Below are 22,191 nucleotides of genomic sequence, written 5' to 3' on the forward strand. Positions count from 1 at the left end.
CCGGTGCACTCCCTGTAATCGAGTGGCTTGTTTTCGACGGTGTGGCCGGGTTCGGAGGATGGTGCAGGTGAGGTGGCCGGGTCAAGGGGTGTTTGGCGGTCTTTATGAGGTTGTTTACCGTGCGCGGCCGAGCTGGCTCAGAACGGCCCCCGGCCGGTTGGTGATGATGGCGTCAATGCCCAGGTCAACGCAGAGATCGACGTCCTCGGGCTCGTTGACCGTCCACACGTGCACCTGGTGACCGGCGTTTTTCAGCCGCTCGATGTACGCAGGGTGATTGCGCACGATCCGGATCGAGGGGCCTGCGATCCGGACACCGGCCGGAAGTCGACCGTCGCGCAGGCGGGGCGAGAGGAACTGAAGCAGGTAGACCGTCGGCAGTGTCGGGGAGGCCGCCCGCACCCGGTGCAGCGAGCGCGCCGAGAAGCTCATGACCCGTACCGGGGAGTCGGCGGCGGTGGCCGGCGCGTCCAGGCCGAAGCGTTTCAGGAGCACCAGCAGCCGTTCCTCGACCTGGCCGGCCCAGCGCGTCGGATGCTTCGTCTCGATGGCCAGCTCCACGCGCCGGCCCGCGTCCGCGACGAGTTCGAGCAGCCGCTCCAGGGTGAGCACGGAGGTGTCCTCGCGGTCCTCCGGGAGGTGCTCCCAGTCGGGCTCCTCGTCCCGCGTCGTACGGGAGTCGCGGCCCTTCCATGAACCGAAGTCCAGGGTGGCCAGATCGGCGAGCTCCAGCGCCGAGACCGCCCCGCGCCCGTTCGACGTGCGGTTGACGCGGCGGTCGTGGACGCAGACGAGATGGCCGTCGGCGGTCAGCCGTACGTCGCATTCGAGGGCGTCCGCACCGTCCTCGATCGCCTTCCTGTAGGCGGCGAGGGTGTGCTCGGGGGCCTCTTCGGAGGCTCCGCGGTGGGCGACGACTTGGATCCGGTGCTGCCGTGCGAGGGTCACCGCGTCATGGTGCCACCGCGACGGGGAAGGCGTGGAACCGAAGGGTGGTGGACGGCTCATAGGGGCTATGTCTTGTTAGCCCGACAGGTCCCTTGTAAAGGTTCGCCATGAACACACAGGCACCGCTTATGGTGCTCTGACGGCCGGTGGGAAAAGCTGACGGCATACAAAAACACATGCACAGCTGTTTCGCGCCGGACCGATCGACAAGCGTGAAGAGTGTGACCGCATGCTTCCGAGAACAACAGCCGTGGACCGAGGAGAAGAGCTGTGAGCACCGAGAACGAGGGCACTGAGGTACCCCCGGCCCCGTCTGCACCTCCTGTGCCGGTGGAATCTCCCGCAGCTTCCCCGCAGGCGGCCGCGGCCGAGGGGGGCGCGCCCACCACGCAGCTCCCGCCGGTGCCTCCGGGCGCCCCGCAGGACACACTGCACGCGGGCCCCGCTCCGGCGTACGCCGGAGCGCCCCAGCACGGCACGGGATCCGCTCCCGACGCCGCCTGGCCGCCCCCGCCGCCCGCCACCCCGTCGTACGCCGACAGCGGCACGGGCGCGGGCGCGTACGGCGGCGAGGGCGTCGGCGGATACGGCGGAGACGGCTACGGAGGTGACGGCGCCGGTGCCGGTGGCGGCTGGGGCACGCCGTACCAGCAGCAGCCCGCGCCCAAGAAGCCTGGTGGCGGACGCGGCGGCCTGATCGCCGCCGTGCTGATCGCCGCGCTGGTCGCCGGCGGCCTGGGCGGTGGCCTCGGCTACACGCTGGCCAAGGACAACGACGACAACAGCAACTCCACCACCGTCTCCGCCGACACCGGCAGCAGCGCCTCCGTGAAGCGCGACCCGGGCACCATCGCGGGCGTCGCCGCCAAGTCGCTGCCCAGCACGGTCACCATCGAGGCCGAGAGCACCAGCGGTGAGGGCGGCACGGGCACGGGCTTCGTCTTCGACACCCAGGGCCACATCGTCACCAACAACCACGTCGTCGCCGACGCGGTCGACGGCGGCAAGCTCACGGCGACCTTCCCGGACGGCAAGAAGTACGACGCCGAGATCGTCGGCCACGCCCAGGGCTACGACGTCGCGGTCATCAAGCTCAAGGACGCCCCCAGCAACCTGAAGCCGCTCGCCCTCGGCGACTCGGACAAGATCGCCGTCGGCGACGAGACGATCGCGATCGGCGCCCCCTTCGGCCTGTCCAACACGGTGACCACGGGCATCATCAGCGCCAAGAACCGCCCGGTGGCCTCCAGCGACGGCAGCTCCACCAGCAAGGCGTCGTACATGAGCGCCCTGCAGACCGACGCCTCGATCAACCCCGGCAACTCGGGCGGCCCGCTGCTCGACGCGCAGGGCTCGGTCATCGGCATCAACTCCGCGATCCAGTCGACCAGCAGCGGCGGCCTCGGCTCCACCAGCCAGTCCGGTTCGATCGGCCTGGGCTTCGCCATCCCGATCAACCAGGCGAAGTACGTCGCCCAGCAGCTGATCAAGACCGGCAAGCCGGTGTACGCCAAGATCGGCGCCTCCGTCTCCCTGGAGGACAGCACCTCCGGAGCGACGATCACCGCCGAGGGCGCCAGCGGCTCCTCCTCGGTGGAGGCCGGCGGCCCCGCGGCCAAGGCGGGTCTCAAGGCCGGCGACGTCATCATCAAGCTCGACGACTCGGTGATCGACAGCGGCCCGACCCTGATCGGCGAGATCTGGACCCACAAGCCGGGCGACAAGGTCAAGATCACGTACAAGCGCGGCGGTTCGGAGCACACGACCGACCTGACCCTGGGGTCGAGGGTCGGCGACAGCTGACGCAGCGCCAGACGAAGACGCTCAACCGGCGGGCCGGGCAAGGGAATCCTTGCCCGGCCCGATCGTTTTCCGGTCGATCGTTTTCGTCCTCCACGCGTGCGTGCGTGCGGCTGAATGCGACTCGGGGATCTCGACTCGCGGACTCCGATTCGCGGACCTCGACTCGCGGACCCCGATTCGGGAACTGGATTCCTCCCTGCGGCGAAGTACGGGTGAAAGCCCAATCTTCATCAGCGTGTTCGCAAGGACGAGAGGAGCCCCGATGACCGTCGAACCAGGTGTCAGAGTGGGGCAGGACAGTGACGCCTTGACGAGTGACGCCTCGGTGATCGAACGGTCGTGGGAGAAGCCCGAGGCATTCGCCGTGCTCTTCGACCGCCACGCCGACTCGGTGCACCGTTACGCGGCGCGCCGACTCGGCACGGAGGTCGCCGAGGACCTGATGGCGGAGACGTTCACCACCGCGTTCCAGCAGCGCTTCCGGTACAACACGGAACTGGCCGACGCCCGCCCGTGGTTGTTCGGCATCGCGACCAACCTCATAGGCCGGCACCGGCGCGCCGAGGCCCGACGGCTGAAGGCGATCGGCCGGCTGCCGTCGGCTGCCCGCGCCGACGGTTCCGAGGACCCGGTCGCCGACCGGGTGGCCGCGCGGGTCAGCGCACAGGCCGTACGGGGCGAACTGGCCCTGGCGATGGCCCGGTTGCCCGCCAGGCACCGGGACGTGCTGCTGCTGGTCGCCTGGGCCGACCTCGGCTACGAGGAGGTCGCCCGCGCTCTGGAGGTACCGGTGGGGACGGTCCGGTCACGGCTGCACAGGGCCCGCAGAAAACTTCGCGACGCATTGGGCGGATCCGATCCGACAGCCTTCCGAGAGGAATCCGACGATGAGTGAACCGAGGGACGAACTCCAGCTCCTGAGGGAGTGGGACGCGGACACGCCCCCGCTCACGGACCCCGCACGCGCGCGTGCCCTTTTCCGCCTCCACCAGGCGATGCTCACGCCCACCACCCTCGCCCCCGCTCCCGCGGCCGTACGACGCCGTCCGGTGCTGCGGATGGCGGTGGCGGGCGTCGCGGCGGCGGCGATCACCACGACCGTGCTGGTCGCCAACGAGTCCTCACCCCGCACTCAGCCGGTGAGCGCGAGCACCGTGCTGCACGGCGCGGCGGCCGAGGAACGCCGCCTGGAGAAGCCGATCGCCCCGCGCGACGACCAGTTCATCTACACCAAGGAGGTCATCAAGGAGACCCCGACCGGGGGCGGCCGGACCCGGACGTACGTCGACGAGAGCTGGGACTCGGTCGACGGCTCCAAGAGGTCCTACGTCAGCGAGCTGGGCCAGAAGCAGTGGGTCCCGGTGTACGCGCCGAACCAGACCAACTGGCCGCCGACCAGGTGGACCCTGCTCAAGCAACTGCCCACCGATCCGGCCAAGTTGCTGATCGCGCTCCGCGGTGGCCCTGAAAAGGCGGACTACAACAGGCCGATGAAGGCCGCCGACTGGCCGATCACCCAGTTCTTCGTCGCCAGCCTGCTCCGCACCGCCGTCCTGCCGAAGGGGCTCCGCTCCGCGGCCTACGAGGCGCTGGCCACCGTCCCCGGCGTCAAGGTCCTGCCCGACCAGAAGGACGGGGACGGCCGCGTGGGCATCGGCATCCAGTACGTGGGACCCCCCGGAACCCCCTGGGCGAAGGGCGGCCGGGTCCTGGTCTTCGACGCGAAGACGTACCGCTACCTGGGCATGCACGATCGGCGCTCGATGGGCGCGACGACGTACGAACAGTGGTCGTACCTCGCCGCGAGCGCTGTGGTGGACCGGGTGATGCAGCGGCCGTAGGGACGTGACGTGCCGGTCGGCGGTGTGCCTGAGTACTCGGCGAGGATGGCCGAGCAAAAACACAGGCGCACGCCGACGGCACGGGAAATCATGAACCATGCGACCGGATGACTGGCACCTCACGGATGACGTCGACGAGTTCCTGGCCCGAGCCGGAGAGTTCCTGGGGTCACGCCCCACCCCCCACACCCTGACGCTGACGGCGATCGAGAAAATACGAAAGCGGGGGTCGGAGGCCCACGGCGCAGAGGCCCCCGTGTTCGGCAGACTGGAGCGAGGGGGCGAGGTCGAGGCCGCCTTCTACCGCGTCGACTCCCGCCGCCTGAATCCCACCTCCCTCTCCCCCGAGCAGGCCGACACTCTCGCCGCCCACCTGGCCGGGCTCGGCCAGTGCCTGCCCGGTGTCCTCTCGGACCACGACACCGCCACCACGTTCGCCGAGGCCTGGCAGCGGCACACGGGTGCGACGTCGGTACGCAGTTGGGGTGCCCGTCTCCACCGTCTCGGCACGCTCACCCCACCGGAACCGATCCCGGAAGGCCGGGGTCGAGTCGCGGGTGAGCAAGACCGTGACCAAGTCGTGCGCTGGTGCCGTGAGTTCTGCGTCGACGTCGGAGAGACCGTCTCCATAGACGCCATCGACGTCGGCGACTGGGCCACCTCGCGCTTCGGCGACAGACACTTCACGTTCTGGGAGACCCCTGACGGCATCCCTACTTCCCTGGCGGCTGTCACCTCGATGACCGCCGGCATGGTCCGGATCGACCCCGTCTACACCCCGGCCCACCTCAGGACCCGCGGCTACGCCGGCGCCGTGACGGTCGAGGTGAGCAGAGCCGCACTGGCGGCCGGCGCGACAGACGTCGTCCTGTTCGCCGACCCGGCCAACACCACCAGCACCGCGCTCTACCAGCGCATCGGGTTCGTTCCGGTGGGGGACTTCGTCGGGTACGACTTCTTGGGGCCGGCTCGCGAGTAGCCGCGGCGGACAGCCCCAAGCGGGGCCACACCACCCGCGAACCGCGCGGTGCCGGTACGCTGTACCCGCTCCGCCCCTGGTGGGCGTGTGCGCAGGTGGGTTGCCCGAGCGGCCTAAGGGAACGGTCTTGAAAACCGTCGTGGCAGCGATGTCACCGTGGGTTCAAATCCCACACCCACCGCAGTGTTTGTAAGGGGTGTCCTCCCTGGAGGACACCCCTTACGCGTGTCTCGGGACCAGGCCTACGGCCGATGCCCCGTCATCCGTGCCGCCGACGCGATCGTCGCCCGCGCTTCACGTTCCGACAGCCCCGTGCCCAGGGCCGCCTCGACCAGGGGGTCGATCAGTGCGGGGCCGATGTCGTTCTCGTAGGCGCGGCAGGCCGCCCAGAAGAGGCGGGTGTTGCGTTGGCCCTCGTGGGCGGCGAGGACGAACTGGACCAGGCCCTGGCCGTGTTGGCCGGTCGACGTGGGGGTGGGGTGGTTCGTGCGGGGCGGGGGGAGCAGGAGGCGCAGGAGCGAGGGTGGGCAGGGGGCCGGGGCCAGGTGGGCGGTGGCCGGGGCGGCGCCGTAGAGGCCGTGGTCCGTGCGGGAGCCGGGGCCCACCAGGTAGCCGCCGGCGCCGCGGATGTCGATGCCGGGGGCGAGCCGGCTCGCGGAGTTGGGGACGACCACGTCGGGCGGGCCGGTGAGCCAGAGGTGGCGGCCGCCGCTGGGGGTCAGGACGACGACGGTCTCGGGGATCGTGAACAGGTGGCGGAGGGCGAGTTCGCGCAGGGCGGACGAGGAGTCCGTGCCGGACTTGGTGTCGAGGTCGATGCCGATCAGATGGTGCGGCGGCAGTCCGCACGCGATGCCGTAACCGGTGGCCCAGGGCGCGGCGGCGAACAGTTCACGGATGCGCGCCGGGTCGGACGAGGCGTCGTACACCCCGTGGCCGAGGCGGCCGCATTCGCCGTGGCAGCGCGGGCCTGCCGGGTTCACCGCGCCCGCCTCGCCCGCCGGGGGCGACGGGTCGTCGTGGTGCGGTGAGCGCAGGGCCGGGAGTTTGGTGCGGGACAGGGGGATCACGGCCAGTCCGCGTTCGGCGGCTGACAGGGCGTGTGCGAGGGCCAGCGTCGTGGCCTGCCGGTCGGTGGTGGCCATGCCTCCATGTTCGTACGAGTGTTCGAAAAAGGGAAGAGGGGGAGGCTCCGACTCGCCGGGGCGGGCGGATCGGCCGGAAATCTGGCGGAACGCTTCGCCCCTTGGGGCGCCTGGGGCGAGCTGTCCGTACTGCCCTGAACTGCGGCTTCAAGGTAGGTGAAGGGGTTTATCGACTTGTCATCACGCTTCAGGGGGAATAACCCCTTCCGGTCTGGTTCGCCGGGGATTCGGTGGGCAACTCTGGTTCCGCGACGTCGTGCACAACACCGAGGCGGTCGGCCAACCGCCTTGGAAGAAGCAGTACTTGAAGCCGTAGTTCATGTGCGTTCGGCTACGGAGCCGGTACGCACCCTGTTCTGGAGGAACAACATGGCAAGCATCCGTACCGCCCGCGTCATCGCCGCCGTCTCCGCCCTCCCGCTGGCAGCCGCCCTCTTCACCGGCGTCGCGGCGGCGGACAACGGCGCCATCGCGGGCAACGGATCGAACGCGGGTGTGGCGACCGTCAGCGGGAGCGGGGTCGGGCACGACAACAAGGGCAACTCGTCCACCACACAGCAGCAGGCGGTCGGCTCGGGGGCCTCGAACCAGAGCAACACCGCCCAGGTCAACGGGTCCGCGTTCACCGCCATCAACCAGGGAAACGAGAACGTCGCCGTCAACTTCGCCAACTTCTGGTAGCCGCGCCCGACTCCCGCGTGGGGATGCGCGGGGGTGTGTGAGGTGTGCTCTCTGGGGTTGTGACACGTCTGCGCGGCGGTGCTTCGGCACCGTCGCGCAGACGTTTTTCGTGCACCACGCGTGCGTGCCCGGGCGGATGGACGGCTGTGCCGTAACGACCTTGACAGTGCACGGCATCTGACGGACAGTCAGAAACCTCCGACCGTACGACACCCACGACACCTACGTTGCCTACGACGCCCCGGAGGTCCGCCGTCGTGCACCTCGCCCCCACCGAACGCCAGCGGCGGCTGCGCGCCGAACTCCGCACGTACTTCGCCGCGTTGATGCCTGACGGGCCACCCCGCGCGGACGACCCCCAGGGCCAGCGCGCTCTGCTGCGCCGGATCGGCGGCGACGGCTGGCTCGGGCTCGGCTGGCCGGTCGAGTACGGCGGTCAAGGGAAGGGCGCGGACGAGCAGTTCGTGTTCTTCGACGAGGCCTACCGCGCGGGCGTGCCCGTCTCGATGGTCACCCTGAACACCGTCGGACCGACCCTCATGAAGTACGGCAGCGAGGAACAGAAGGCCGCCCTCCTGCCGGGCATCCTGCGCGGGGAACTCGTCTTCGCGATCGGCTACAGCGAACCGTCGGCCGGCACGGATCTCGCGTCCCTGCGCACGCGCGCGGTACGTGACGAGCGGGGCTGGCTGATCGACGGGCAGAAGATCTTCACCTCCAACGCCCACAACGCCGACTGGATCTGGCTCGCCTGCCGCACCGACCCCGAGGCCCCCAAGCACCGCGGCATCTCGATCGTCCTCGTCCCGACCGACGCGCCCGGCTTCTCGTGGACCCCGATCGAGACGGTCGGCGGGCAGCGCACGACGGCCACGTACTACGACGGCGTCCGCGTCCCGGCCGGCAACCTCGTCGGCGCGGAGAACGAGGGCTGGTCCCTCATCACCAACCAGCTCAACCACGAGCGGGTCGCCCTCGCCGCGACCGGAATGCAGGCCGAGGAGTTCTACACCGCCGTGCTCGCCGCCGCCCGCACGCCCGATCCGGTGACGGGACGGCGCCGGGTTGACGAGCCGTGGGTGCGCTCACAACTGGCCGAGGCACATGCCCGGCTGGCGGCAACGCGCCTGCTCAACTGGCGTTTGGTGGGTGATGTCGGGGCCGGCCGGCTGGCGCCCGGCGACGCGAGCGGCGTGAAAGTCGTGGGAACCGAATCGACGGTCGCGGTGTACCAGATATGTCAGCACATCGCCGGGGCGGACGGACCGGCGGGACTGGCAGGACTGGTGCGTTCGGGCTCGCCGGGCGCTTTCGGGGACGGCGAGCTGGAGCGGTTGAACAGGGCGGCACAGATCAACACGTTCGGGGGCGGGGTGAGCGAGGTGCAGCGGGAGATCGTCGCGACGATGCGGCTCGGGATGACGAGGGGGCGGAGGTGAGCACAGTGGTCGACGAACTGGGGGCGCGGCTCAAGACGTACGAGGGGCGTGCGGCCGCCGTCGCGGGCCGGGGCAAGGACCCCGTCAACGAGCCGATGATCAGGCACTGGTGCGAGGTCATGGGTGACACCGATCCCGCGTACGTGGGCCCGGACGCGGTAGCCCCGCCCACCATGCTCCAGGCGTGGACCATGGGCGGCCTCTCCGGCCACACGGGACGCGCCGGCGCCTACGACGAGCTGTTCGACCTCCTCGACGCGGCGGGCTGCACCTCGGTGGTCGCCACCGACTGCGAGCAGGAGTACCTACGGCCCCTGCGCCCGGGCGACGAGGTCACCTTCGACGCGGTGATCGAGTCGGTGTCCGACCGCAAGACGACGAAGCTGGGGACGGGGTACTTCGTCACGACACGCATGGACGTCCGGGTGGGACCGGACCTAGCCGGCACCCACCGCTTCCGCATCCTCAAGTACGCCCCCGCACGCCAGAAGGAGAAGGAGGAAAAAGGGGAGGAGAAACGGGAGGGGAAGGGGGCCCGCGCGTGGCGGCCCCGGCCCGTCGTCAACCGCGACAACGCCGGCTTCTGGGAGGGCGTGGAGCGACACCAACTCCTCATCCAGCGCTGCACGAGCTGCGGGACGCTGCGCCACCCCTGGCTGCCGGGCTGCAACGCCTGCGGCGGCCTGGACTGGGACACGGTCGAGGCGAGCGGCGAGGGCACGGTCTACTCGTATGTGGTGATGCACCACCCGCCCTTCCCCGCCTTCGATCCTCCCTACGCGGTCGGGCTGATCGAACTCGCCGAGGGTGTGCGGATCGTGAGCAACGTGGTGGGGGTGCCGTACGACAAGGTCCGCATCGGGCTGCCGGTGCGGCTCGAATTCCGGCGGTACGACGAACCTCAGGGGGCCGGCGACCAGGACGGCCCGTTGGTGCTCCCCGTCTTCCGGGTCCAGGAAGGCCGAGAGGGCGGGGTGGGCTGACATGGACTTCACGCCCACGGAGGAGCAGGCGGCGGCCCGTGATCTGGCCGCCCGGATCTTCGGCGACCTCGCGACACCCGAGCGGCTCACGGCGGCTGGGACGGACAGTGATCCCGAGCTGTGGAAGGCCCTGTGTGCGGCCGGACTGGTGGGCGCCGTCGAGGAGTTGGGCCTGCTCGGCCTCGTGCTCCTCCTGGAGGAACAGGGGCGGACGACGGCCCAGGTGCCCTTCGCGTCGACCTGTGTGTACGGGCTGCTGGCGGTGGCGGCCCATGGTTCGCCCGAGCAGCGGGAGCGGTTGTTGCCGGGGATCGGGGACGGCTCGGTGGTGGTGTGCGGGGCGTTTCCGGCGCAGGGGGGTGTACGGGCGAGGGGTGCGCGGGATGCCCGGGAAGCACGGGGTGAGGGTCAACGGGCCTTCACGCGGGGTGAGTTGACCGGCACGGTCCCCGTCGTCCCCTGGCTGCGTGACGCCACGCATGTCCTGGTCGCCGATGACCGGCGTGAGTTGTGGCTGACCCCGGTCACGGAGGCCGAGCGTGTCGAGGCGGTCGAGCTGACGGCACCTTGGTCGGCGGGGCGACTGACGCTGGACGGGGCGTCGGCGGAGCGGCTCGGGTCCTACGCCCGATCCTCGGTGTCACCCGCAACTCCCTCCCCCTACACCGACGTTCTGGCCACGGCCCGTATCGCCTTCGCCGGGTTGCAGGCCGGGGTGTGTGCCGGTTCGCTCGCTCGGGCTGTGGCGCATGTCAACACTCGGGAGCAGTTCGGGCGTCCGTTGGCGACGCGGCAGGCGGTTCAACTCCGGGCGGCCGACGCGCACATGGACATCGAGGCGATACGCGTGACGGCGTACGAGGCGGCCTGGCGGCGGGATGCGGGGCTGCCGTACGCCACGCACGCGTTGACCGCCGCCTGGTGGGCGTCCGAGGCGGGCCGGCGTGTCGTCCACACGGGTCAGCATCTGCACGGCGGGGCGGGAGCCGACCTGGACCATCCGGTGCACCGGCACTTTCTCTGGGGCCGGCAGCTGGACGCTTATCTGGGTGGCGGGGGCGAAATGCTGCAAGAACTGGGGGAGTTGATCGTGAGTGAGGCGGTGCGGCCATGAGGGCAGGTGAGGAGTTGCCCCCGCTGGAGATAGAGATCACCCGCACCCTGATCGTCGCCGGAGCCGTCGCCTCGCGGGACTACCAGGACGTGCACCACGACGCGGAGTCGGCGCGGCAGAAGGGCTCCCCCGACATCTTCATGAACATCCTGACGACGAACGGTCTCGTCGGGCGTTACATCACGGACCACTTCGGACCGGGAGCGGTCCTCCGCAAGGTGGCGATACGGCTCGGTGCGCCCAACTACCCGGGCGACACGATGGTGTTGACGGGGCGGATCGAGGAGACGGACGGCGACACCGCGACGGTGAGGGTGCTCGGGGCGAACGGCATCGGCAGGCATGTGACCGGCACGGTCACGGTCACCGTGCCGAGGACGAGGGAGGCCGGGAAATGAGCACCCGTACCCGCGACACCCTCGGTGGGCAGGCGGCGATCGTCGGGATCGGGGCGACGGAGTTCTCCAAGGACTCGGGGCGCAGTGAGCTGCGGCTGGCCGTGGAGGCGGTGCGGGCCGCGTTGGACGACGCGGGGCTGACGCCGGCGGACGTGGACGGGATGGTCACGTTCACGATGGACACCAACCCGGAGATCACCGTGGCCCAGGCCTGCGGGATCGGTGAGCTGTCCTTCTTATCCCGGGTCCACTACGGCGGCGGCGCGGCCTGCGCGACCGTCCAGCAGGCGGCGCTCGCGGTGGCGGCGGGGGTCGCGGAGGTGGTGGTCTGCTACCGCGCCTTCAACGAGCGGTCGGGGCGCAGATTCGGTTCGGGGGTGACGCACCGGGAGCCGTCGGCGGAGGGCACGGCGCTCGGCTGGGCGCTGCCGTTCGGGCTGCTCACGCCGGCGTCGTGGGTGGCGATGGCGGCGCAGCGGTATCTGCACGCGTACGGGCTGACGCCGGAGGTGTTCGGGCAGGTGGCGGTGGTCGACCGTAAGTACGCGGCGACGAACCCGGCGGCGTACTTCCACGGCAGACCGATCACGCTCGCCGAGCACGCGGCGTCGCGGTGGATCGTGGAGCCGTTGCGGTTGCTGGACTGCTGCCAGGAGACGGACGGGGCCCAGGCGATCGTCGTCACGTCGGTGGAGCGGGCCCGTGACCTGCCGCGTCCGCCCGCGGTCATAGCGGCGGCGGCGCAGGGGGCCGGGCGGGCGCAGGAGCAGATGACCAGTTTCTACCGCGACGATCTGACGGGCCTGCCGGAGATGGGTGTCGTCGCGCGGCAGTTGTGGCGGACGGCGGGGCTGGGCCCGCAGGACATGGACGTGGCGATCCTGTACGACCACTTCACGCCGTTCGTGCTGATGCAGCTGGAGGAGTTCGGGTTCTGCGGGCAGGGCGAGGCGGCGGACTTCGTGGCCGAGGAGGGGCTGCCGATCAACACGCACGGGGGACAGCTGGGGGAGGCGTATCTGCACGGGATGAACGGGATAGCGGAAGGGGTTCGCCAGGTTCGCGGCACGGCGGTGAACCAGATACCGGGGGCTGGACGGGTTCTGGTGACGGCCGGGACGGGGGTGCCGACATCGGGGCTGGTGCTCACGGTCCTCGCGGCGCCTGCGACTCCTGTCGGCTTCGCAGCAGCCTCCGCTGCCCTTGCCGCCCCGGCGACCTCCACTGGCCGCACAACTCCGGCGACCGCGACAGCCCTCGCAGACCCGGGCGCCCCCGCCACCCCGGCCGCTCTCTCAACCCCCGCCGCCTCAACAGCCCCACCAACCCCTACCGCCCCCACCCCTCATACCTCGGACGGGTGAGCCCCCAGGGGTAAACCCGCAGTACATGTCAGGCGCTTGTCCACCTTCAGGAGGTGGAGGCAGCCCCACCCCTACAACCTGAGGCGGAGTCTGCTTCGGGACCTGCGGCCGATCCGGAGGAGTGGGGGTCACTCATAGCGTGGAGCCATGACCACAGCAGTCTGCACCAGCGCGTCGAACGCCGCCGCACGGGCCGCCGCCGGAGCCGTCACCAGGCCTGCCACCCGGCCCGCCGCACGGCCTGCCACGCGGACAGTCACCCGGCCCGCCGCGCGGGCCTCGCAGACCCAACCCCAGTCCCAACCTCAGGCCCAGTCCCCGACCGGGACCCCGGCCCCGGGGCAGGCTCGGGCCCAGACGCTCACGTACCCCTCGTTCTCGTCGTACATGAGGGCCAGGCAACCCGTGCTGCTGCGCACCGCGCGGTCGCTGACGGCGAATCCGTGTGACGCGGAGGACCTGTTGCAGACCGCGCTGACCAAGACGTATGTCGCCTGGGAGCGGATCGAGGACCACCGGGCGCTGGACGGTTATGTCCGCCGGGCGCTGCTGAACACGCGGACCTCGCAGTGGCGCAAGCGGAAGGTCGACGAGTTCGCGTGCGACGAGCTGCCCGAGCCGGAGACGGTCGGCGGCGCGGAGGACCCGGCCGAGCAGCAGGCGTTGCACGACGCGATGTGGCGGGCGATCGCGAAGCTGCCGGAGCGACAGCGGGCGATGGTCGTCCTCAGGTACTACGAGGATCTCAGCGAGGTCCAGACGGCCGAGGTGCTCGGGGTGTCCGTGGGCACGGTGAAGTCGGCGGTGTCGCGGGCGCTCGGCAAGCTGCGCGAGGACCCCGAGCTGGTTCTCGCCCGCTAGAGGTCAGGCCGTTGGAGGCCAGGCGGGCGTCACATTCAAGTCACCCGGCTGCCGGCGAAGCCATGACACCGCAGCCGCAGCCGTGCTCCAACCGCAACCGTGCCCCAGCCCCACCCGCCAAAAGCGCCCCCCCTCGGCCGACGTGACGTGATCGATCACCCGCCCCTAGTGACATACCGTGCGGTATGTGCGCAGAATCAGCGCATCCCTTACTACCGCGTAGGCAATGTCGCCCCGGGAGGACGCCGTGCTGAGCACCATGCAGGACGTACCGCTGCTGATCTCCAGGATCCTGACCCACGGGTCGACGGTCCACGGAACATCGCAGGTGATCAGCTGGACCGGTGAGGGAGAGCCGCAGCGCCGTTCCTTCGCGGAGATCGGTGCCCGCTCGGCCCAACTGGCGCACGCCCTCCGGGAGGACCTCGGGGTGGTGGACGGCGAGCGTTCGGCCACGCTCATGTGGAACAACGCCGAACACGTCGAGGCCTACTTCGCGATCCCCGCCATGGGCGCGGTGCTGCACACGCTCAACCTCCGTCTTCCGGCGGAGCAGTTGGCCTGGATCGTCAACCACGCGGCGGACCGGGTGGTGATCGTCAACGGTTCGCTGATCCCGCTGCTCGCACCGCTGCTGCCCAAGCTGCCGACGGTCGAGCACATCGTCGTCTCCGGCCCCGGCGACCGCACCCCCCTCGACGGCGCCCACGCGCGCGTGCACGAGTACGAGGACCTCATCGCCGGCAAGCCGACCACGTACGACTGGCCCGAGCTGGACGAACGCCAGGCCGCCGCGATGTGTTACACCTCCGGCACCACGGGTGACCCCAAGGGCGTGGTGTTCAGCCACCGTTCGATCTACCTGCACTCCATGCAGGTCAACATGACCCAGTCGATGGGGCTCACCGACCAGGACACCTCCCTCGTCGTCGTGCCCCAATTCCACGTCAACGCCTGGGGTCTGCCGCACGCCACCTTCATGACCGGCGTGAACATGCTGATGCCGGACCGCTTCCTTCAGCCCGCCCCCCTCGCCGAGATGATCGAGAGCCAGCGCCCCACGCACGCGGCTGCCGTGCCCACCATCTGGCAGGGCCTGCTCGCGGAACTGACCGCGAAGCCCCGTGATGTCTCCTCGCTCACCCAGGTCACCATCGGCGGTTCGGCCTGTCCGCCCGCCCTCATGGCGGCCTTCGACAAGCTGGGCATGCGGGTCTGCCACGCCTGGGGCATGACGGAGACGTCCCCGCTGGGCACGGTCTCGCGCCCGCCGGCCGAGGCGGTCGGTACGGAGCGGGAGTTCGAGTACCGGCTGACGCAGGGCCGTTTCCCGACGAGCGTCGAGGCCCGCCTCACCGGTCCCGGTGGCGAACGGCTGCCCTGGGACGGCGAGTCGGCGGGCGAGCTGGAGGTGCGCGGCCCGTGGATCGCCGGCGCCTACTACAACGGCCAGGACACCGAACCCCTGCGCCCCGCCGACAAGTTCAGCGAGGACGGCTGGCTCAAGACGGGTGACGTCGGCACGATCTCCGCCGACGGTTTCCTCACCCTCACCGATCGCGCCAAGGACGTCATCAAGTCCGGCGGCGAGTGGATCTCCTCCGTCGACCTGGAGAACGCCCTGATGTCCCACCCGGACATCACCGAGGCCGCCGTGGTCGCCGTCCCCGACGAGAAGTGGGGCGAGCGTCCGCTGGCGACGGTCGTCCTGCGGGAGGGTTCCACCGCGGACTTCACCTCCCTGCGCGCCTTCCTCGCCGACGAGGCGAAGATCGCCAAGTGGCAGCTCCCCGAACGCTGGACGATCATCGAGTCGGTCCCGAAGACCAGCGTCGGCAAGTTCGACAAGAAGGTGCTGCGCAGGCGGTACGCCGAGGGTGACCTGGACGTCACCAAGCTCTGACCGCCCACCCGTTCACGCCGTTCACGCCGGTCCGCCGGGCAGGGCGCCCCACGGCCCCTGCCCGGCGTACGGCCACGTCATCGTCGTAGAAGAAGAACTCACCGGCGCGCAGGCGAAGACCTCACCGCCGCCGCGCGCCCGTAGCCGTCGAAACCCACCCGATCACCAGCCACACCCCCGCCACCACACACACCCCGCCCCAGCCCCAGTGGCTGAACGCCGGCCCCGCCAATGCCGACGCGAGGGCGCCGCCGGTGAAGCCCGCGACGACGTACGCCGTGTTGGCGGTCGCCGGGGTGGAGGTGGTGGTGAGGGCGAGGGTCTGGTTGGCGACGTGGGCGGCGACCAGGGCCGCGTGGATCGCGATCGCGGCGACGAACAGCGCCCACAGCACGTGCCCGCCCAGCCAGAACACCGGTACGGACACGGCCGCGAGCACATACGCGGACCGTACGACCTTGCCCGCGCCGAACCGGTCGACGAACCCGCCCGCGAGCGGAGCCACCGCGCTGGCCGCCAGACCGAAGAGCCCGAACAGGCCGGCGGTCGCGGTCGAGAAGCCGTAGGAACCGCCGGTCGTGCCTGTCAGGAGCAGGGCCAGGGTCGTCCACAGGGCGCTCCACGCGCCGAACATCCCGGCCTGGCGCAGGCACGCGCGCCACAGGTCGGGCGAGGTGCGGACCAGGCCGGGCAGGGCGGCGAGGCCGGCGAAGAGCGGGCCGGAGCCGCGGCGCTTCTCGGACGGGAGGACGTACGCGGTGGCGAGGCCGAGGACGAGGGTCAGGGCGGCCGAGCCGATGAACACGACCCGCCAGCCGTAGGCCTGGCCGACCAGGCTGCCCACCACGCGCGCCGCCACGATGCCGGTGAACAGGCCCGCTATGACGGCGGCGACATGACGGGCGCGGTGGTGCGCGGGGGCGCGTTCGGCGACCAGCGGGACGAGGAGTTGCGGTACGACGGTCGCGGCTGCGGCGACGAAGACGGCGACCGCGAGGGCGGCGGTGCCGGGGGCCGCCGCGCCGACGAGCAGGGCCGCCGTGGTGGCCACGGAGAGGGCGGCGACCAGCGGGCGCCGGTTCACACGGTCGCCGAGCGGAGCGAAGAAGAGGAGACCGGTGGCGTAGCCGAACTGCGCGACCGAGGCGATCCACGCCACGGCGGACGGGGTCGAGCCGAAGTCGTGCGCGATGAGCGGGAGCAGCGGGCCCGCGAGGTAGATGTTGGCGGCTGTCACGGCGGTACAGACGGCGATGAGGACGAGGAAGAGGCGGTCGGCGGCCGTGGGGACCGGCGTTCCCGTCGGGACCTGCACCGGATGCTCCGGATGCACCGGCTGAGCTGTGGTTGCGGAGGACATGAGCGGCGGCACTCCTTCAAGCCCACGAACGCTTCGAGAGGGCTCTAGCAACTAACTGGTTGGTTGGAAGCTGGAACAGCATGCGGTGCCCCGGAATTCCCTGTCAACCAAATAGTTGGTTACCGTCGCCCGCCGAGTACCCTGGCCTCATGGGAGTCAGAGACCCCGAGGCCACCAAGGCCCGGATCTTCGAGGCGGCGGTCGCCGAGTTCGCGCGGCACGGCATCGCGGGCGCCCGCATCGACCGCATCGCGTCCGAGGCCAAGGCCAACAAGCAGCTGATCTACGCCTACTTCGGCAACAAGGCGGAGCTGTTCACGCAGGTCCTCGGCAAGGCCATGCTCGACCTGGCCGTCCAGCTCCCCGTCGACCCCGACGACATCGAGGGCTGGATCGACCGTCTCATGGACTATCACGAGGCCCACCCCGAAGTGCTCCGCCTCCTCTTCTGGGAGGGCCTGGAGTACGGCACCGCCGAACTGCCCGACGAGACCGAGCGCCAACAGCACTACGCGTTCAAGGTCGCCGCCCTCCAGGACGGCCAGGACCGGGGTGTCGTGACCGACGTGATCCCGGCCCGCGACCTCCTCTTCCTGCTGGTCGCGATGGCCAACTGGGGTGTCGTCGTACCGCAGATGCGCCGCGTCCTGGTGGGCGTGGACGACCCGGACCGCGACCGGCTCCGCGAGTCGATCAAGGAGGCGGCACGGCGACTGGTCGCCAAGTAGCCCTGTTTCAGGACCACTTGGCGAAGTGCGCGAAGTGGGCCGTTTCCGGGGCTAGTTGGTGCCGATCCGGGCGAGCAGGTCCACGATCCGCGACTGGACCTCGGTGCTCGTCGACCGCTCGGCGAGGAAGAGCACGGTCTCCCCGGAGGCCAGCCGCGGCAGGTCGGCCTGATCCACGGCAGCGGTGTACACGACGAGCGGGGTGCGGTTGAGCTGCCCGTTCGCGCGCAGCCAGTCGACGATCCCGGCCCGCCGGTGATGCACCTGGAGCAGATCCATCACGACGAGGTTGGGCCGCAACTGCCCCGCCAACGTCACCGCGTCGGCGTCACTCGCGGCCCGAGCCACCTGCATCCCACGCCGCTCCAGCGTCGCGGTCAGCGCGAGCGCGATCTCCGCGTGCTCCTCGATCAGCAGCACCCGCGGCGGATGCTGGTCGCTGTCCCGCGGCGCGAGCGCCTTCAGCAGAACGGCGGGATCGGCACCGTAGGCCGCCTCACGCGTGGCCTGCCCCAGCCCGGCCGTGACCAGCACCGGCACCTCGGCGGCCACCGCCGCCTGCCGCAGGGACTGAAGTGCGGTCCGCGTGATCGGCCCGGTCAGCGGGTCCACGAACAGCGCCGCCGGGAACGCGGCGATCTGCGCGTCGACCTCCTCGCGCGAGTGCACGATGACGGGCCGGTACCCGCGGTCGCTCAGCGCCTGCGTGGTCGTCACGTCCGGCGCGGGCCACACGAGCAGTCGGCGCGGGTTGTCGAGCGGCTCCGGGGGCAGTTCGTCGTCGAGCGGCTGCGGCCTGGGAGTGTCCGCGATCTCGACGGCCCCGCCCGGCCCGTCCAACGGTTCCGGCCCCTCGGCCGCGTTCTCGTCCGGTGCCCCTATGGCGTACGACCGCCCGGCCCCCTCGGTCATCTGCGCGAGCCGCGACTGCCCGGCCATGGAGGGCTGAGCCCGCTCACTCTGCTCCGCCACCCCACCGGCGGGTTCGGGCCGAGTCCCCAACTTCCTTCTCCGACCACCCCCACCGGACTGATGGGGCGGAGGCGTAGGCGTGGCGGCGGGCACCTGCACCTGAGCGGCCTGCCGCGTGAACGGCACTCCCTGCCCCAGCGTCCGCACACTGATCGCCCGCCCCTGAGTGGAGTTGGGATCAATGGGAGCGCCGGCCTCAGCGGGAAGCGGCTGAGCGACCCGTGCCTGCGCGGGCACGGGAGTACCGGGTGCGGGCGTATTCGGGTTCGGGTTGGAGTTCGGCTGCGGGTTCGGTGCCTTGTTCGGCGCTACGGCGCTGTCGGCGCCGTTCGCCGCCACGGGCGCCGGAGCCCCACCGGGCGTACCCGCGGCCGGGTTCGGCTGCGCGGCGGGCAGCGCCTGCGGTGGCACCGGCCCACCGGACTGCCCCTGAACCGGGGCGACTTGACCGGGGATGCCGTGCGGGGAGACGGGTTGCCCCTGCGCGGGCACGGCCTGCCCGGGAATGCCCTGAGGCGGAATCGGCTGACCGGGGGCGCCTTGCCCCGGGATCCCCTGAGGCGAGACAGGCTGACCGGGAAGTCCCTGCCCCCGCACTCCCTGCCCCTGGATCCCTTGCGGCGACACCGGCTGCCCGGGGTTGCCCTGCCCAGGACTGCCCTGAGCCGGAATCCCCTGCCCGGGAACCGCCTCGGCCGGCAACGGCTGCCCCGCCGGGATCTGCCCCGGAGCGGGAAGACTCTGCGCGGGAGCAAGCTGCATAGCGGCACCGGGCTGCCCGGCAACCCCCTGCCCGGCGACAGGCTGACCCGCAACCGCCTGCCCAACTCCCGCCTGCCCCACGCCCTGTTGCTGCCCCGCACCGACCTGACCCGGCACACCTACGGGAACACCCTGCCCCTGCTGAACCGCCTGCCCCGCGGCAACCTGCGCCGGAACCCCCTGCTGCCCCTGCCCGGCCGCCCCCTGCGCCGGAACCACCGCACCAGGTTGCCCCTGCCCCTGCACCGCGACACCGGCCTGAACCGGGGCCGCGGCCCGCACGGGCACCGACTCCCCACCCTGCGCCTGCTGTTGAGGCTGCGGCTGGCCAACAGCCCGACGCCGCCGCCCAGTCGGCGCACTCGTGGGATGCGGCTGAGGCGGAGTGTGATCGTCACCCTGATCAACCGGAACGGCATCGTGCCGGCCGTCGTCACCGGGATGCCCACCAGGGACACCGCCCGGAACCTGCCCGGGCGCAACTGGAACGCCAGGCACAACCGGAACCCCAGGGGCGACGGCAACTCCGGGTGCGACGCCAACTCCGGGCGCCTGCGCGGCCGTAGCCCCAGAACCCTCCGGCGTCCGATCGGCCTCGGCCGGCGGCAACGCGAACACGGTCCGCGCCCCCGCCTCCTGCGCCGCGGCCCGCTCGGCCGCGGCGGCCAGCGCCCGCCTGCGCCGCCCGGTCGGCTGCCCGTCCTCGCCGACGGAGTCGGAGTCGTCGGCACCATCGGCGGAGCCGCTCGCGGGCAACGCGGCGGGCAACGCCTGCCGTTCACCGCCCACGGGCACACCTCGTGGCGACACGGTGCCACCAAGTCCCGTACCGGAAGCGGCAGTTCCAGCGGCATGCTCCGCCGCCGTCATGACAGCGCCCTCGGAGACACCCCCGGGGCCACCTTCGGAGTCGCCGTCGGACACCTCACCGGCCGCGCCTTCGGCCGCCCGCCCGCGCCGCCGCCCGGTACCGCCGGACGCACCGTCGCCGCCCGCCTCACCGGCCACCGCGACCGCCGCGGACTCGTCGCCCGCACGCCTCCTGCGCCGCCCGGTGGGCACGGCGGCCTCGCCGGCGTCACCGGTGTCCTCGGAGGTACCGCCCGGCACCTCGCTCTCCAGGAACGCGTCCACGGAGGAGCGCCGGGCCCGCCGCCGTCCGTTGCTGGCCGACGCCTGCTCGGGCAGGGCGAGTTCGGCGCCGGCACCGGTCGGGGCCGGAGCCGCGACGGCCCCCGCCCCGCCCCCGATGGGCACCTCCAGCACATACGCGCTGCCGCTCATCCCCGGCACGTCGTGCGTCTGAAGCACACCGCCGTGCGCCCGCACGATCCCGCGCACGATCGGCTCGTGCACCGGGTCTCCCCCGGCGTACGGCCCGCGCACCTCGATCCGTACGACCTCACCGCGCTGCGCCGCCGCCACGACGACCGTGTTGTCCATGTAACCGCCCGCCGACACAGGCGAGTTGCCGGTCGCGTCGACACCGGCGACATCCGCGACGAGATGCGCGAGCGCGGTCGCGAGGAGCCCGGGGTCGACCTCGGCCTCGATGGGCGGCGCGTGCACGGCGAACTGCACCCGCCCGGGCCCGATCAGCTCCACGGCCCCGTCGACACCCGCGGCGACGACGGCGTCCAGCATCACCTTCGTACGGGTGATGTCGCCCTCCCCGGTCTCCAGCCGCTGGTAACCGAGCACGTTGTCGATGAGCTGGGTGATGCGCGAGTAGCCGGCCGAGAGGTGATGGAGAACCTGATTCGCCTCGGGCCACAACTGCCCCGCGTCATCGGCGGCCAACGCGGCCAGTTCGCGGCGCAGTTCATCAAGGGGCCCGCGCAACGACCGCCCGAGCAGGGTGAGGAGTTGCTCGTGCCGTCCGGCCAGCTCCTCGAACCGGTCCTTCTCCCGTTCCCCGAGCGCGGCGTACCGCTCCTCGTTCGCGGCGAGTTCCTCCTCGTGCCGCTCCTGGAGCTCCTCGACCTCGGTGATGTGCTTCTGGCGCAGCGAGGTCAGCTCGGAGGCGTGCTCCTCGTCGAGCCGCTCCAGCTCGTCCCGGTGCAGCTTGTCGGCGGCGTCCTTCTCCTCGGCGAGCGAGTCGTACGGACGCCGGTCGGTGAAGGTCATCACGGCGCCGACGAGCTGGTCGCCGTCGCGCACGGGCGCGGTGGTGAGGTCGACGGAGACCCGGTCCCCGTTCTTGGCGAACAGGACCTGCCCGCGCACCCGGTGCTTGCGCCCGGACCGCAGGGTGTCGGCGAGCGGCGACTCCGCGTACGGGAAGGGGGAGCCGTCCGCGCGCGAGTGCAGGACGAGGTTGTGCAGTTCCTTGCCGCCGAGGTCGCTGGCGCGGTACCCGAGGATCTGCGCGGCGGCCGGATTGACGAGCACGACCCGCCCGTCCGTGTCCGTTCCTACGACACCTTCGGCGGCCGCGCGCAGGATCATCTCGGTCTGCCGCTGCGAACGGGCCAGCTCGGCCTCGGTGTCCACGGTCCCGGAGAGGTCGCGCACGACGAGCATCAGGAGTTCGTCGGAGGTGTAGCCGTAGCCGTCGTAGGCCTGCTGGCCGTCTTCGAGGTTGGCGCTGGTGACCTCGACGGGGAACTCGGAGCCGTCGGTGCGGCGGGCGGTCATGCGGGTGGGCTTGGTCCGGCCGCGCGGGTCCATCGAGTCGGGGCGGCGCATGGAACCCGGGATGAGCCGGGAGTCGAACTCCGGCAGCAGGTCCAGCAGTCCGCGCCCGACGAGCGCGGTGCCCGGTGCCTCGAAGGCCTCCAGCGCGATGGTGTTCGCGTTGACGACGGTCCCGTTGGCGTTGACCAGGACCAACGCGTCCGGGAGCGCGTCGAGTATGGCTGCGAGGCGAGCAGCGCCTCGGGATGGCCTGCTGCTCACGAGACGCTTCCT

General features: G+C 71.2%; 16 protein-coding genes, 1 tRNA gene and 1 pseudogene. 14 read left to right on the forward strand and 4 right to left on the reverse strand.

The annotated features are described in order from the left end of the window. Positions 1-114: 114 nt before the first annotated feature. Positions 115-948, reverse strand: a complete 834-nt coding sequence (locus OG194_RS23930; RefSeq protein ID WP_327402869.1) for a glycerophosphodiester phosphodiesterase — start codon at positions 946-948, stop codon at positions 115-117. A 270-nt stretch (positions 949-1,218) separates the two neighbouring features. On the opposite strand from OG194_RS23930, the gene OG194_RS23935 reads away from it, so the two are divergent. From OG194_RS23935 to OG194_RS23955, 5 genes are all read left to right on the forward strand, one after another. Then, positions 1,219-2,751: a S1C family serine protease gene (locus OG194_RS23935; RefSeq protein ID WP_327402870.1), complete on the forward strand. Its 1,533-nt coding sequence runs from the start codon at positions 1,219-1,221 to the stop codon at positions 2,749-2,751. A 262-nt stretch (positions 2,752-3,013) separates the two neighbouring features. Further along, positions 3,014-3,646: an RNA polymerase sigma factor gene (locus OG194_RS23940; RefSeq protein WP_327402871.1), complete on the forward strand. Its 633-nt coding sequence runs from the start codon at positions 3,014-3,016 to the stop codon at positions 3,644-3,646. Further along, positions 3,639-4,592: a CU044_5270 family protein gene (locus tag OG194_RS23945; RefSeq protein WP_327402872.1), complete on the forward strand. Its 954-nt coding sequence runs from the start codon at positions 3,639-3,641 to the stop codon at positions 4,590-4,592. The genes OG194_RS23940 and OG194_RS23945 overlap by 8 nt, the downstream gene beginning before the upstream one ends. Before the next feature lie 97 nt (positions 4,593-4,689). Further along, positions 4,690-5,571, forward strand: a complete 882-nt coding sequence (locus tag OG194_RS23950; protein WP_327402873.1) for a GNAT family N-acetyltransferase — start codon at positions 4,690-4,692, stop codon at positions 5,569-5,571. 94 nt (positions 5,572-5,665) lie between these two features. Further along, a tRNA-Ser gene (locus OG194_RS23955) sits at positions 5,666-5,752 on the forward strand. A 61-nt stretch (positions 5,753-5,813) separates the two neighbouring features. Here the strand turns inward: OG194_RS23955 and OG194_RS23960 are convergent. Continuing rightward, positions 5,814-6,716: a bifunctional DNA primase/polymerase gene (locus OG194_RS23960; protein ID WP_327402874.1), complete on the reverse strand. Its 903-nt coding sequence runs from the start codon at positions 6,714-6,716 to the stop codon at positions 5,814-5,816. Between the two features lie 369 nt (positions 6,717-7,085). Here OG194_RS23960 and OG194_RS23965 point away from each other — a divergent pair, with 369 nt between their 5' ends. The 8 genes and pseudogenes from OG194_RS23965 (at position 7,086) to OG194_RS24000 (ending at position 15,459) form a co-directional block, all read left to right on the forward strand. Further along, positions 7,086-7,397 (forward strand): hypothetical protein, encoded by a 312-nt coding sequence (locus tag OG194_RS23965; RefSeq protein WP_019055045.1) that lies wholly within the window; start codon positions 7,086-7,088, stop codon positions 7,395-7,397. A 257-nt stretch (positions 7,398-7,654) separates the two neighbouring features. Next, entirely contained in the window at positions 7,655-8,836 is a 1,182-nt protein-coding gene (locus tag OG194_RS23970; protein ID WP_327402875.1) for an acyl-CoA dehydrogenase family protein, read from the forward strand. After that, positions 8,833-9,819 (forward strand): bifunctional MaoC family dehydratase N-terminal/OB-fold nucleic acid binding domain-containing protein, encoded by a 987-nt coding sequence (locus OG194_RS23975; RefSeq protein WP_327402876.1) that lies wholly within the window; start codon positions 8,833-8,835, stop codon positions 9,817-9,819. The genes OG194_RS23970 and OG194_RS23975 overlap by 4 nt, the downstream gene beginning before the upstream one ends. Position 9,820: 1 nt before the next feature. Further along, positions 9,821-10,933, forward strand: coding sequence for an acyl-CoA dehydrogenase family protein (locus OG194_RS23980; RefSeq protein WP_327402877.1), 1,113 nt, complete (start codon positions 9,821-9,823; stop codon positions 10,931-10,933). Further along, on the forward strand, positions 10,930-11,331 hold the full coding sequence (locus OG194_RS23985; protein WP_327402878.1) for a MaoC family dehydratase: 402 nt from the start codon (positions 10,930-10,932) through the stop codon (positions 11,329-11,331). Before OG194_RS23980 ends, OG194_RS23985 begins: the two co-directional genes overlap by 4 nt. Beyond that, a pseudogene (locus OG194_RS23990) lies at positions 11,328-12,482 on the forward strand (lipid-transfer protein); the annotation flags it as partial. The gene OG194_RS23985 and the pseudogene OG194_RS23990, both read left to right, overlap by 4 nt. 360 nt (positions 12,483-12,842) lie before the next feature. Then, a complete protein-coding gene (locus tag OG194_RS23995) occupies positions 12,843-13,556 on the forward strand; it encodes a SigE family RNA polymerase sigma factor (protein ID WP_327402879.1) in 714 nt (237 codons plus the stop codon). A 226-nt stretch (positions 13,557-13,782) separates the two neighbouring features. After that, positions 13,783-15,459 (forward strand): long-chain fatty acid--CoA ligase, encoded by a 1,677-nt coding sequence (locus OG194_RS24000; protein WP_327402880.1) that lies wholly within the window; start codon positions 13,783-13,785, stop codon positions 15,457-15,459. A 121-nt stretch (positions 15,460-15,580) separates the two neighbouring features. Here the strand turns inward: OG194_RS24000 and OG194_RS24005 are convergent, their stop codons facing one another. Further along, positions 15,581-16,819 (reverse strand): MFS transporter, encoded by a 1,239-nt coding sequence (locus tag OG194_RS24005; RefSeq protein ID WP_327402881.1) that lies wholly within the window; start codon positions 16,817-16,819, stop codon positions 15,581-15,583. Positions 16,820-16,968: 149 nt separating this feature from the next. On the opposite strand from OG194_RS24005, the gene OG194_RS24010 reads away from it, so the two are divergent. Further along, positions 16,969-17,547, forward strand: a complete 579-nt coding sequence (locus OG194_RS24010; protein ID WP_327402882.1) for a TetR family transcriptional regulator — start codon at positions 16,969-16,971, stop codon at positions 17,545-17,547. A gap of 51 nt (positions 17,548-17,598) precedes the next feature. Here OG194_RS24010 and OG194_RS24015 read toward each other — a convergent pair whose 3' ends face one another. Continuing rightward, entirely contained in the window at positions 17,599-22,179 is a 4,581-nt protein-coding gene (locus tag OG194_RS24015) for a PAS domain-containing protein (protein WP_327402883.1), read from the reverse strand. Positions 22,180-22,191: the final 12 nt, after the last annotated feature.

Source organism: Streptomyces sp. NBC_01288, from assembly GCF_035982055.1.
Lineage (GTDB): Bacteria > Actinomycetota > Actinomycetes > Streptomycetales > Streptomycetaceae > Streptomyces.